The organism is Pseudoalteromonas piscicida, assembly GCF_002744175.1.
GTDB classification, from domain to species: Bacteria; Pseudomonadota; Gammaproteobacteria; order Enterobacterales; family Alteromonadaceae; genus Pseudoalteromonas; species Pseudoalteromonas piscicida_B.
The window spans coordinates 1-14435 of sequence record NZ_NKHF01000078.1 but is presented as its reverse complement, the minus strand read 5'-3'; the positions used below and the strand labels follow the sequence as shown (position 1 = coordinate 14435).

7 protein-coding genes are annotated in these 14435 nt (G+C 42.7%); 5 read left to right on the top strand and 2 right to left on the bottom strand.

Annotation, left to right across the window (positions count from 1 at the left end; genetic code table 11):
- Positions 1-83: 83 nt before the first annotated feature.
- Positions 84-3047, bottom strand: a complete 2964-nt coding sequence (locus CEX98_RS17050; protein ID WP_099643225.1) for an AAA family ATPase — start codon at positions 3045-3047, stop codon at positions 84-86.
- A gap of 552 nt (positions 3048-3599) precedes the next feature.
- Between CEX98_RS17050 and CEX98_RS17045 the strand changes: the two genes are divergently transcribed.
- Complete coding sequence (locus tag CEX98_RS17045) at positions 3600-5444, top strand: ABC transporter ATP-binding protein (protein WP_099643224.1); 1845 nt, start codon at positions 3600-3602, stop codon at positions 5442-5444.
- Here the strand turns inward: CEX98_RS17045 and CEX98_RS17040 are convergent.
- On the bottom strand, positions 5428-6030 hold the full coding sequence (locus CEX98_RS17040) for a TetR/AcrR family transcriptional regulator (RefSeq protein ID WP_099643223.1): 603 nt from the start codon (positions 6028-6030) through the stop codon (positions 5428-5430). The two genes, CEX98_RS17045 and CEX98_RS17040, sit on opposite strands and share 17 nt — an antisense overlap.
- A 447-nt stretch (positions 6031-6477) precedes the next feature.
- Here CEX98_RS17040 and CEX98_RS17035 point away from each other — a divergent pair, with 447 nt between their 5' ends.
- The 4 genes from CEX98_RS17035 (at position 6478) to CEX98_RS17020 (ending at position 14403) form a co-directional block, all read left to right on the top strand.
- Entirely contained in the window at positions 6478-7653 is a 1176-nt protein-coding gene (locus CEX98_RS17035) for an efflux RND transporter periplasmic adaptor subunit (protein WP_099643222.1), read from the top strand.
- Positions 7654-7657: 4 nt separating this feature from the next.
- The gene (locus CEX98_RS17030) at positions 7658-10831 is read left to right on the top strand and encodes an efflux RND transporter permease subunit (RefSeq protein WP_099643221.1); all 3174 of its coding nucleotides are present in this window, start codon (positions 7658-7660) and stop codon (positions 10829-10831) included.
- A gap of 221 nt (positions 10832-11052) precedes the next feature.
- Entirely contained in the window at positions 11053-12771 is a 1719-nt protein-coding gene (locus CEX98_RS17025; RefSeq protein ID WP_099643220.1) for an AMP-binding protein, read from the top strand.
- 189 nt (positions 12772-12960) lie between these two features.
- The gene (locus CEX98_RS17020) at positions 12961-14403 is read left to right on the top strand and encodes a catalase (protein ID WP_099643219.1); all 1443 of its coding nucleotides are present in this window, start codon (positions 12961-12963) and stop codon (positions 14401-14403) included.
- Positions 14404-14435 lie beyond the last annotated feature (32 nt).

Sequence of the window (14435 nt, the reverse complement as noted above, 5' to 3'; positions counted from 1 at the left end):
TAATAAACTCTTTGAGTTCAATACCAACCTAAACATTACTTTAATTAATACATTTATTAAACAATCAAAGTAGTCCAAAATATTTAAACTAGCTTTTTCACACCATCAGAACTTAATACGCTTCGGATTTGATAACTACCTATACTACTATCCATAATAATTTCAGCCGTAAACTGATGCCCGACTTTTAGTTCTTTTCTTGCTTCGGAGTTAAATAAATAGGTAGGAAGATACGCGATATGTTCTGTATTGCCGATTGATACGAATCCGTAATCTCTATCCTCAAACAAACGAACGATTGTGCATTTGTCTTTCTCGATACTCTTGGCATCGATCTCGACATCAAAAATTTTATCTATTTGCAGCCCTTTGTTGCTCCTTGAAACTTGGCAGAGTATCTTATCGCTCTCGGAAATATAGCTAATTCCACATTCTAAAAGCCTGTCCAGATGGAAGAAAACTCCCTCCTCCAATTCTTCTACATTTGCGTATCCATAGCGCTTTTTGGGATCATACCAAGCTACGGTGCAGAGTATTTCTTGGAATATAAGCCCATCTTTAAACTGCTCACCCATAGTTGCGACAAGGTCATCTTCGGGTTTCTTGAGGCCGTCAGAAAACTTCTTGATTTCCTGAATGACATTTAATTGGCAATCATACTTATGAATCGTGGTATCTTGTTTAAAGTATTTCTTGTCTTCTTCAAGAAGAAATATTGAAAACTCCTGTTTAACTGTCGATATACGATTTTGGAACTCAGGTAGTTTATAAGCTCGTTTTATTCTTTGAGCAACAGTTTCATCTGCAATATCAGTGATTAATGCCATCTGGTAAAAGAATACAGCATTTTTCAATCCTAGTTGCAGGTGAATAAGCCCTTTGTGGGAAATAGCGAGATCGGGCTCACTAGATATCCCAGAGGTTGAAATATCATATGGCTCAATAAGCTTCGCTTCCAAAAGCCTAGAAACCGAAGTCACAACTGAAACCTCGTCCCCACCGATAGCTTCGAAGTATGAAATAAGTGAATTAAGCCCTATATGTCTTTCTTCAACATTTTTTCCATTGTTGTATACTTGGGCCAATAGGCTCAGTATTCGTATGTTTACAAGTGGTGATTGTCGAACCCGCTGGTCAACATCGAATATTGGCAGAGTCTCGGAGTCATCATTACGCTTATACAAACTATAGTTCCCTTTTAGGAGAGCGTCTATAAAACGACTATAGCTGGTAGTAATTGGTTTACCGCTAATGTAGGAGCGAACTAAATCCTCAATTTTTATGACCGAAGAAGTTAACACTCTCTTAGAAAGTAAGAGTGTTTTACGTATGTTATAGTTTGAAAGTTGGCCGATCGTTTTTGAAGTAAATTCGTGGTCTACGAAGATACTCTCGAGAGCTTGAGTAAACCCCTGTAAATCCTCAATTGATATTCTAATGCCCTTTTGCGCAAGATAACTCTCGTGCCCAACATCTTTGTTTGCGCCTATAAAATCTAGTGTCCTCTTCAAATAATCAGCGCGTTTCCGAAAAACTTCTCTAGGGGATGGGGTAGGAAGAAAGAATGACTTCGATTCGTAGATCCCAAAAATATCTGTCTTTTTAAACGCCCATGCCGACCTATCAGTTACCGGAAAAAACAACAAGGAATGATAAGCTTCAAATTGCATAGACTGTAAATACTGAAAAACCCTAGTTTTGTACTCAATTGTCTTTTCATCAGTATTATCAACTATGAAAATAGGCAACCTTTTTCTATTTCTGACTATTTCACGTAAAAGACGTTTCAGGTATTCCTCTCTATTTTTTTCTACCTGCTCATCTAAGAATTCACCAAATTTCACTTTGAAAGCGGTTTTGTCAGAATCATATAAGTGCTTGTCCGCTCCCTTTGCTCTTCGCTTATACTCTCCAATGTATAAAGACATTAAGTCATCCCAATTAGGGCTTCCCTCCTCGAATATGCTTTGTTCAATAATTTCAATCAGCTCTTGAGTAAGCCACGGTAATACAGTTTCTTCAGAGCCAGTATGATGAAGGCAGTTTACATTTAATATTAGGCACTTATCTTTTAGTGAACGTGACAAAGTCTTTTTAAAGAAGCGCTCTAGAAAAGTCGTTTTGCCTGAACCAGTAGGACCAACTATAAAAACAGTCTCTCCTGTACTTTGATTTTCTTCAACCGAAACAGTGTCATGAATCAGCTCAGAAAGCTGATTATTAACATCAATTTTGTACCCTACATTCCCTAACACTTTTGCAGTGATTTTTTCAAGACTAAAATCAGCTATCCTACTCTCTCGAGATTCTACAAAGCACTCCATAATAATTTCGTTATCATCACTCCCCGCCATTGCCGCGAAATACTTTTCAAACACCTTCTCTAGGTCCATTGCAAGAGACGATTTTTGGGTAATTCTTATTTCATTTTCTCCAATTGCGGAATGTAACTTTTGGGTTAGATTCAATCTACGGTGATGAAGGTCATCAAACTTGACACTATACAGTCTTTGACTGGAGGCTGGTTTTGATAATAATTCGTAAAATGAAGAAAAGTTATTCTTAATGGCATAAATACTCGGAAATACAAATGCTTCTTTGTCCTTATAATTCGCACCTGGAACGTAGGCCTTAAATATAATCCAAGCAGACCCATCGCTTAAAACTGCTAAAGCTGCACCACTATTTTGTATATAGCCCGCTGCTTGTTCTATCCCATCTTGGCACTTTTTCAGACTTGTCCCTGACAGCTTGAGAGTTCTCATTTCGTCTTCTTTTGAAGAGGTGATTTGCAGACTCCCTTGCTTTTTTGCCTCAAGAACAAAAACAGGGCTTTCGTCATTAGAAATCAAATAATCTGAAAATCCATTGTCATTTTTCGTTTCACAATTGATGTCTGATGTTGCCCAACCTAACACCTCAACTAAAATTCGATTTATAACACGTAGCTTAATGTCTTCTTCAGTCTTGACATTGGATAGTTGGTTAACTAAATCGGCAGATATCCCATTAAATATCGACTCAGCTTGATCTACTGGTATGTCCATTAATCTATTTTTCGCTCAAGTTTATAAAGTGATAAAATTATCTTTTAATTATAGTAGCAGTATCTCTTATGGAAAGATTTGCTAGCTCAATATATTAGACATTGAAAAAATCAGGACTAGTGTCCTAAAACACTTGAATTTAACCGTTGTAAGTCTTGCACGATGAAAGGCTCTGAATTGCTTTTTTCAAAAAATAAACGATGTTTCTGCAACAGCTTGGGAACAGTAGCTGACATTCGTTGTAACTGAGTACGAACTTCCACCTTCATGTACTGAAATGCAGTACGTCCTGAACGCACCAATAAGCAGATATGCGACAGTCAGACTTGATTGATTTCTGTGACTTGAACCTGACTGGTAGCGTTTAGGCTTATTCAATTAAGACTTTAACCGCAAAAAATCGTACTTACCTTTTGCTTATCATTCGGCTTCACCATCTTTACTGCATTCGCATTGGTGCTATTAATATGTGCTAATTATGCACCAATTAGTGACTCGCGCATTTCATACTATCAAGGTAGACTAGCAGCTGAACAAATTTAGGGATTGTCCATGTATCGAGTTTTTGAACGCTTTACCACCCCCTTTCCAGAGCAAGAAGTGGGTCAACCACCTACCGGTTTACTCGCATTTTGTCGTTTTTATACCAAAGGGATGGAACTACCACTGTTATTTATGTCGCTAAGTGCCGCCATTTTAGCAATATTGGAGGTGACGTTATTCGGCTTTATGGGCAATTTAGTTGACTGGCTGTCGACCTACACGCCTGAGACTCTCTTTGAGGCCAAACGTGCTGAATTGATCAGAATGTCATTGATCACTTTGGTTGCGTTACCACTGCTGGTATTTTTTCACAGCGCCATTTTGCATCAAAGCTTGCTGGGTAACTACCCCATGGCTATTCGTTGGCAAGCACACCGTTATTTACTTAAGCAGTCAATGACATTCTACCAAGACGAATTTGCAGGTCGCATCGCGACCAAAGTCATGCAAACCGCACTGGCGGTGCGTGAGTCGGTGATGAAATTGCTAGATGTGCTGGTTTATATTTTGGTCTACTTTACCGCGATGCTAGCCTTAGTCGCCAGTAGTGATATTCGTTTGATGATCCCACTTATTGTGTGGCTTGGATGTTATATTGGCTTTCAGTTTTATTTTGTTCCTAGATTAAAGCGTGTGTCCAGCGAACAAGCGGATGCACGCTCTGAAATGACAGGTAGAATAGTAGACAGCTACACAAATATTTCTACCGTAAAACTTTTTTCTTATACCAAGCGCGAAGAAGAATACGCTAGAGACAGCATGGATGTATTTATTCAGCCGGTATATAAACAAATGCGTTTAGTAACAAGCTTAAACGTTAGTATTCAAGCATTAAACTATTTACTGGTATTTTCGGTTGCTGCACTATCCATCTATTTGTGGTCTTTCAATGCCATTAGTGCCGGGGCTATTGCTATTACTGTAGGCTTGGCACTGCGTTTAAATGGAATGGCTCAGTGGATAATGTGGGAGATAAGCGGCCTGTTTGAAAATATAGGCACAGTTGCTGACGGGATGAACACTTTGTCTCGCCCGCTTGACATAGTTGATCAAGATAGCGCACCACAATTGGCGTTTACTGCCGGCAAAATTGACTTTTGTAACACCACCTTCGCCTATAAACGCAAAGACGCCACCAGACAACATAATGTTATCGACAACCTCAACCTGCATATTAAACCAGGTGAAAAAATTGGAGTAGTTGGGCGTTCAGGTGCAGGCAAGTCGACACTCGTTAACCTGCTGTTGCGGTTTTATGATACCGATGGTGGCAGCATTGAAATTGATGGCCAAAATATCGCTGACGTAAAACAAGAAAGCTTACGCCGCCATATTGCGATGGTGACTCAAGATACCTCCTTGCTACACCGAAGTGTACGTGACAATATTCTCTATGGTCGCCCCGATGCATCGGAAGATGAATTAATCGCGGCCACTAAAGAGGCCCAAGCCTACGACTTTATTCAAGACTTAGAAGACAGCCATGGTAACACTGGGTTTGATGCACAAGTAGGCGAGCGCGGTGTTAAGTTATCTGGTGGTCAACGACAACGTATAGCCATCGCTCGGGTACTATTGAAAAATGCCCCTATTCTTATCTTAGACGAAGCCACGTCAGCACTGGATTCAGAGGTCGAGCTAGCTATTCAAGAAAGTCTTGATGCCCTAATGGAAGGAAAAACAGTGATTGCGATTGCACATAGATTGTCGACCATAGCCCAAATGGACCGGCTGATCGTAATGGATGAAGGACGTATCGTCGAAGAAGGAAGCCATCAATCCTTGCTAGCTTTAGGGGGGATTTACGCCAAGCTTTGGTCACATCAGACCGGTGGATTTATTGGGGTTGAGTAACGCCATTACAAAATAATTTCACCGCCTTTTCGACCAATATATCAAGCTCCGCTTCTGGAAGTGGAGCTTGCCATTTAATCGCTCGCTCCCAATACCCTAACTTCTTCAGCGCGCCCCAAAAATAGGCCGCAGCAAAATCCGCTTCAAAATGACCTAAGCACCCTGACCTCGCGGCATCTTCGAACCATTGGATCATTGCGGCTTCACAATGGCTAAACTTTTCATTTAAATTTTGCGCCTGCTCAAAGCTGCGCATAGACTCAATCATCACAATGCGAGATAAGCGCATGTAATCTTCGTCATTCAATAATGTCATGGCACTCTTTGCAAGGTGTTGTAATTGAACCGAAAAGTCATAGTTTGGAATAAACTGGATAGCGGTAATAGGCTTGATCCGCTCAATGAGCAGCTCAACCACTGCATCAAACAGCTCATCTTTGGTTGAGTAATGTTTATATAATGTGCGCTTAGATACTTCCGCTGATTGACTGATCGATTCCATCGTCGTTGCTTGCAGACCTTTTTGCGCGAATTCTTCTATCGCGGCACATAAAATTGACTGCTGTTTTTGTGAAAGTTGCGTCATCTACTTATTCTGTCTTTAATTAATAGTGGGAAAAGCGAGCCATTAGGTAACCATTACTTACATCAGTTAGGTTACTTTGCTGCTACTCACATGGTTAGTTGCATACCAAGAACGACTTCTAGCGTTATTAATAGCCTTTCTTAGTAATAAATCAACCTTCCCTTAGTTTAATCAATTAAGCCGTTAATAAAAAGTACACTTGATCGTATACCTAAACTAAAGAAAAGTACACGCAACCGTTTACCTTTTATTTCTTTAAGTATACACTACCGTTTACTTGTTTAATTGTCGAACAAAACGCCTTTACTTTGGTGTGGTTAAGGTATGAAATAAACGCACTCGTCTGATTGCATCCAGCTGAGTGTGCGTTATAAAAGGCAAATTGCAAGGTAGTTCCTCAGCAAAAGTTGAGGCAGCATAAATGATAATATAGGAATTGGAGTGTTCATGTATCCAGCATCAATACGCAGTCGTGTTAAACACCTCTCTTTTTTAATGCTCACGTTAGGCGCTTTGTCTGCGTGTTCAGAAGCACCACAACAAGGTGGAGGCCAAGCCATGCCTCCTGCTCAAGTGAGTGTACAGCAAGTGGTAACCCAATCGGTTCCATTTGATATAGAGCTTCCCGCCACGCTTGCTGGTGATAAAGAAGTCGAAATCCGCTCTCGTGTTTCCGGGATCATCGAATCACGCAACTTTGAAGAAGGCCAGTTTGTTAAAGCAGGCCAATCTTTGTTTACTATTGAACTTAAGCCGTTTGAATTAGCTGTAGAAAAGGCACAAGCTGCACTTCAGGCCGCAAAAGCAAATGTTGAGCAAACAAAGCGTGAAAGTGAAAGACTAGAACGCCTTAAGAATGAACGCTCTGTTTCTAAGCGTGACTTTGATAACTCAGTATCAGCTTATGATGTCGCTGTCGCTAACCTAGAATCTGCAAAAGTAGCCTTAAATGAAGCCAAACTAGACCTTGAATATGCAAAGGTTGAGGCCCCGGTGTCTGGTATTGTAGGTCGTGAGCTGATGTCTGAAGGTAGCTATGTTTCAGGACCTAGCGTACTACTAACTGAGCTTACCGATACCAGCACAATCCGCGCTCGTTTTGGCTTTTCTGAGCGTGAGCAACTTGCCATGCGCCAAGATGTAGAAAGCGGTGCTTTATCTTTACCTGAACATAACGAGTTTGATACCACAATTATTTTGCAAGATGGTTCGGTATACGGAGAGGTTGGTAAAGTTAACTTTAGCGACGTTCGAGTTAATCGTTATACCGGCACCAGCGAGCTCCAAGCACGTATTCCAAATGAAAACGGTGAGCTTAGACCTGGGCAATTCGTTCGGGTTAAGCTATCGGGAGCGGTACGCAACAATGCCATTGTATTACCGCAAAGAGCCGTGCTAGATAATGGTACTGGTAAGTTTGTATATGTTGCGACCAAGAACGAACAAGGTGCAACGGTTGCCCTACCCGCTCCAGTAAAAGTGGGTGAATGGGTTTCGCTTAACAATGAAAATATGTGGGTGATCCGCGAAGGGCTAAAAGCTGGTCAACCGGTGATTGTTGAAGGCATGGCAAGGATTTTCTTCCCAGGAATGCCAGTGTCAGTGAGCGAGCAAGGAGAATAATCTGATGTTCTCCAAATATTTTATTAATAGGCCCATTTTTGCCTTTGTTATCTCGATTGTGATTGTTCTGGCCGGTCTTGCTGCTATGCGTAGTTTGCCTGTTGCTCAATATCCTGAGATCGCACCTCCTCAAGTAGAAGTGCGTGCAGTTTATCCTGGTGCATCAGCGGATGTATTAGAACAAACCGTTGCAACTCCGATTGAAAACGCGATCACCGGTGTTGAAGGCATGATGTATATGACCTCCACCAGTACCAACTCAGGTGTAACCACTATTGCAGTGACGTTTGAGATAGGTACGGATGTCGATCAAGCAGCCGTTGACGTAAACAACCGAGTTAAACAGGTAGAAGCGCGATTACCAGAAGAGACCAGACGCCAAGGTGTTGTGGTGCAAAAAACCTCGTCTAACTTCTTACAGGTTCATGCCTTTTACTCACCTGATGGTACTCGTGATAGCCTTTGGACCTCCAACTACGTCACGATGAATATCCTTGACCGCGTTAAACGTATTCCAGGTACGACAAACGTGCAAATATTTGGTGCGAAAGACTACGCCATGCGTATTTGGCTACGCCCAGATATTATGAGCCAGTTGCAAGTGACCGCAGATGATATCGCCAGCGCTATCAGGGAGCAAAACTCTCAGTATGCCGCGGGTAGTATTGGTGCGACCCCAACTTCTCAGGATCCGCAATCGTTAGTATACAGCGTAACGGCGAAAGGCCGTTTATCAACGGCTGAAGAGTTCGAAAATATCATCGTTCGAGCGAATCCCGATGGTTCGACCTTACGATTAAAAGATGTGGCTCGAGTAGAGCTTGGCTCTAAAGACTATAACTTCCAAGGTACTATTAACGGTAAAGAAGCGGTACTACTAGGTGTATTCTTGCAACCGGGCGCGAATGCATTAGATGTAGCCAAAGCCGTAGAAGCCGAAATTGAACAGATCAAACCTCAGTTTCCAACAGGTCTTGCACATGTAAACTCATACGATACCACTCGCTTTGTTGAAGTATCTATTCGTGAAGTGTTAAAAACGCTTGGTGAGGCGATGATCTTAGTATTCTTGGTCGTTTACTTATTCTTGCAAAACTGGCGCGCGACGCTTATTCCAACGCTTGCAGTACCTGTCTCTTTGCTTGGTACTTTTGCAGGTCTTTATATGCTTGGCTACTCGATTAACACACTGACTCTGTTTGGCATGGTGTTATCGATTGGTATCGTGGTAGATGACGCCATCGTGGTACTGGAAAACGTTGAGCGGATAATGCATGAACAAGGCTTACAAGCCAGAGAAGCTGCAGTTAAAGCAATGCAAGAAGTAAGCGGCCCCGTGGTCGCGATTGTATTGGTGCTGTGTTCGGTATTCGTGCCTATCGCCTTCCTCGGTGGTTTAACTGGTGAGCTGTTCCGTCAATTCGCAATTACTATCTCGATCTCAGTAAGCTTATCGGGTGTCGTGGCGTTAACCATGACTCCAGCGCTGTGTGTACTGTTACTAAAACATGAGCATAAGCAAGATGCTAAGTTTTTCTTATGGTTTAATGATTGGTTCCATCGTGTCACTGGCCGCTACGTCGGTGCGGTTAGCTTTATGGTGCGTCGTGGTTTTGTTGGTTTAACATTGATGGTTGCGATGATTGGTGCCACTGTGTTCCTCTGGCAAAAAACACCAAGCTCATTAGTACCTGACGAAGATCAAGGCTACTACATGATTGCGGTATTTTTACCTGACGGTTCCTCATTGGAGCGCACCGCTAAAGTTGCAGATGAAGTGATTGCTGCCGCAAAGTCAAACCCAGCTAACGAAAACGTCGTTGCATTTACGGGGATGGACTTTATCGGTGGCGGTTTCAAAAATAGCGCTGCAACTATGTTCGTGACGCAAACACATTGGGATCAGCGTGATGTGTCTGCAAAAGAGCTCGTTGGTGAACTGTTTATGAAAACCGCACACATCAATGAAGCTTTGGTGCTTGCTTTTAACCCACCACCGATTTTTGGTTTAGGGACTACGGGTGGCTTTGAGGTCTTCTTGCAAAATAAAGGCGGTTCAGATCCGGCAAAATTGAAGCAAGGCATGCAGATGATCATGGCCGAAGCGCAGAAGAGCCCTATTCTTACCGGTATTCAAACGTTGTGGCGCCCTGATGCACCGCAGCTGAAAGTGCATATGGACCGTGAGCAAGCGCGTGCGATGGGGGTAAATATCAACTCAGCGTTTAACGCACTTGCGGCTAACCTAGGTAATTACTATGTCAACGACTTCAATAAGTTTGGTCGTGCGTGGCAAGTTATTATGTCAGCAGAAGCCGAGTTTAGAATGACACCAGAAGATGTTGGACGCATTTATGTGAAAAACAACCGTGGTGAAATGGTGCCAATTTCAGCATTTACTGACGTTGAGTATAGTCGTGGCCCTGAAACGATGAATCGCTACAACAATTTATCTGCTGTGAAATTAATGGGTGAAGCTGCACCGGGTTACAGCTCAGGCCAAGCTATCGCGGAATTTGAGCGTATCGCCAACAAGGTACTACCACCAGATATGACATACGAGTGGACGGGCTCGGCATTCCAAGAAAAGCAAAACTCTGGCACCACTGGACTTGCACTTGGAATGGCGGTGATCATGGTATTTTTAATACTTGCGGCGCTGTATGAGCGTTGGTCACTACCTGTATCTGTGATGTTAGCACTACCATTTGGTACGTTTGGTGCACTTGTTTCTATTTGGATCGCAGGACTGACTAACGATGTGTACTTCCAAATTGGTTTGGTTACCCTACTTGGCCTTGCCAGTAAAAATGCCATATTGATTGTCGAATACGCCTTGATGAAATATCAAGAAGGTTGGAGTCCAGCGACTGCGGCACTAGAAGCGGCTAGACTGCGTTTTAGACCTATTATCATGACCTCACTTGCTTTCATTCTGGGTGTTGTACCTTTGGTGATGAGTTCAGGTGCGGGTGCTGGCGCAAGGCATAGCGTTGGTACAGGGGTAATGGGTGGCATGCTTTCCGCTACTTTCCTTGCGGTATTCTTCTTACCTCTATTTTTCTACTGGCTAATGGCAAGGCGAGTTTCTGAGAAGCGCTCTAAACAAGCACTTTCAGATGAAATCGCTAAGCACCATAAAGACGAGCATGTAGAAACAGATGAAGGGCTTGCATAGCCATTCCTCGGCTTAAGTTAAAATAAAAAACGCCTGAATTTTCAGGCGTTTTTTTATGCCAAATGATAAGTCTCTGGGTTACCTTTCTGCTCACGCTTTATTACTATCCATTAGTCGTAATTTAATGCTTTTCGTCCAATCGCACTTGATTTTGTCGACAATTAAGTTATCACTGATAGAGCATAAAGATAATAATTAAAGATCAACAGCAAGGAACAGTCATGACTACACAGAGCAAAGAATTAACTGAAGTTAAGCTTACAAAAAGTTACTTTAAAGGACCCCAAGCGACACCACTAACCGAACTCACAATTGGACAGTATCTAGAAAACATTGTCGACAATCACCCAGAAAGGGAAGCAATTGTTGTTTCTCATCAATCAATCCGTTTAAATTACCGCCAGTATTTGGCAAAAATAAATCAGCTCGCCGCTAGTCTTTTAGCTGTTGGTATACAGCCTGGAGACAGAGTTGGCATTTGGTCCCCTAATAACCTCGAATGGAGCTTAGTACAGTTTGCTACCGCAAAGATTGGTGCTGTTATGGTATGTATTAATCCAGCCTACCGTCCGAGCGAATTAGAATACGCCCTAAACAACGTTGAGTGTAAAATGCTGATCATGGCAAAATCCTTTAAACATAGTCATTATGTCAATATGATCAGAGAGCTAGCGCCAGAGTCGTACGATTGTCTGTTTGGCGAGCTTAGCTCTGCACGCCTCCCTTCTTTGAAACAAATCGTACTTATCGACGATGATAACGAACCAGGGTTGATGAATTTTAGAGATTTGTTGGCTCGAGCCAATGACGCGCACTATTTAGAAGCCAACGCCATTGCCGCTAACTTAAGTGCTGATGAGGCCATCAATATTCAGTTTACTTCTGGCACAACGGGTAACCCTAAAGGCGCGACGCTCACACATAGCAATATTCTCAATAACGGATTATTGGTTGCTAATGCCATGAAGCTAACGGAGCGTGACAAGCTCTGTATTCCCGTCCCCCTATACCACTGTTTTGGCATGGTGCTAGGCAACTTAGTCTGTATTAGTAAGGGCGCTTGTGCGGTCTTTCCTAACGACAGTTTTGACCCACTAATAACGCTACAAGTCGTCGAACAAGAACAATGTACTGCACTGCACGGTGTGCCTACGATGTTTATTGCACAGTTAGAACACCCAGATTTTAAGCAGTTTGACTTGTCCTCTTTACGCACGGGAGTTATGGCAGGCTCCACCTGCCCCGAAAAAGTAATGCGCCAAGTGCAAACTCAAATGCATATGACCGATGTATTGATTGGTTATGGACAAACCGAGTGTAGTCCAATCAACAATATTACCGAGATCGACTCCCCTGTTGAAAAACGCGTCCAAACGGTTGGCCGCGCGATGCCCCATACCGAAGTAAAAATCATTGATGAACTGGGACATATTGCTCCAATTGGCACACCCGGTGAAGTCTGTGCTCGTGGATATTGCGTGATGAAAGGGTATTGGCAAGACTCGGAAAAAACAGCAGCCACTATTGATAGCGATGGCTGGCTACATTCCGGTGATTTAGGGGTGATGGACAATCAAGGGTTTGTCAGTATTGTTGGTCGCATCAAGGATATGATCATTCGCGGTGGTGAAAATATCTATCCCCGTGAAATTGAGGAAGTACTGTATCACCATGATGATATTCAAGATGCTGCGGTATTTGGGATCAAAGACGAAAAATATGGTGAAGAGGTTTGTGCTTGGGTTCAACTTAAACCCGGTCACTATATTTCGGAAGAAGATATTCGCGTATTCTTAAAAGACAAACTCGCCTATTTCAAAGTGCCAAAACATATTAAGCTCGTTGAAAATTATCCGATGACAGTCACAGGCAAACTACAAAAGTTCAAAATGCGGGAACAAATGGAAAATGAACTTGATACATTTGCAGAATCTCAGTAGCTAAGGTAGGCAGGTGGTGAGCAATTTCACAGCTCACCATTTACGTAGCTCTTACAAGTATTTTGAAAACTTTGCTCTGTAAAAATCACACTCACCACCAACTAAATACTCAACCCACTGTTTTTATTGTGTTTTATTTTGGTTTATTTCTTGCTGTTAGTTTCTACATTTAAATGAAGGAAACGAGCAATGACCAAGTGTCCATTAACTACCACAGCAGGTAATCCAATCGCCGATAACCAAAATAGCCTCACCGCTGGCCCTCGAGGCCCATTATTGGTTGAGGATTACCAGCTAATCGAAAAACTGGCGCATCAAAATAGAGAACGTATACCAGAGCGTACCGTTCACGGTAAGGGATGGGGGGCGTTTGGAACATTTACGGTGACAAACGACATAAGTCAATATACCAAGGCTAAGCTATTTGCTGAGGTTGGTAAGCAAACCGACATTCTGATGCGCTTCTCAACGGTAGCCGGAGAAAAAGGGGCTGCCGATGCGGAGCGTGATGTTAGAGGTTTCTCGATAAAGTTTTACACTGAAGAAGGAAACTGGGATTTGGTTGGTAACAATACACCTGTATTTTTTGTCCGTGATCCGTATAAATTCCCAGATTTTATTCACACCCAAAAGCGCCATCCTAAAACTAACCTGCGCTCCAACACCGCGCAATGGGATTTTTGGTCTTTGTCACCAGAAAGCCTGCATCAAGTATTAATTTTAATGTCTGACCGTGGCTTGCCAACGGATGTAAGGCACATGAACGGCTATGGCTCACATACCTTTAGTTTGATTAACGAAGACAACCAGAGAGTTTGGGTGAAGTTTCATATGAAAACCCAACAAGGCCACCAGCATCATACCGATGAAGAGTCAAAAACGGTGATTGGCGAAAGCAGAGAGAGTTTTCAAGAGGACTTGCTTGAGGCCATAGAGCGCGGAAATTATCCAAAATGGGATATGAAAATTCAGGTGATGACTGAAGCACAAGCAAAACAGTTCCAACACAATCCGTTTGATTTAACCAAAGTCTGGCCGCATGGCGACTTTCCACTCATCGATGTTGGCACACTAGAATTAAATCGCGTGCCAGACAATTATTTTGCAGAGATAGAACAAGCTGCATTTAGTCCGTCTAACGTGGTGTCTGGAATTGGATTTTCTCCCGATAAAATGTTGCAAGCACGCATTTTCTCCTATGCTGATGCTCACCGCTACCGACTCGGTACGCATTATGAGGCATTACCCGTTAACCGCCCCAAATGCCCTGTGCATCATTACCACAAAGACGGTGCGATGCGGTTCTTTAACAATGAACCCGGTGGTAACGAAGATGCCTACTACGAACCTAACTCGATGGGAGGCCCAAAAGAGAGCCCAGAGTATAAGCGCCCTGCTCTTGAGCTCGACGGCATGGCGGATAGATACGACCACCGCAAAGGCAATGATGATTTTTCACAGCCTCGTGCTTTATATTGCCTATTTGATGATGCCCAAAAGCAGCGATTGTACGGCAACATAGCGCGTGCTATGGCGGGTGTACCTGAACAAATCATTGAACGCCAACTTGGGTTATTTAAATCTGTTCACGAAGAACTTGAAGCCGGCGTTAGAACGGCACTGACTCAATAAGGATTGCTACCTAATCCGAATTAAAAAGATCG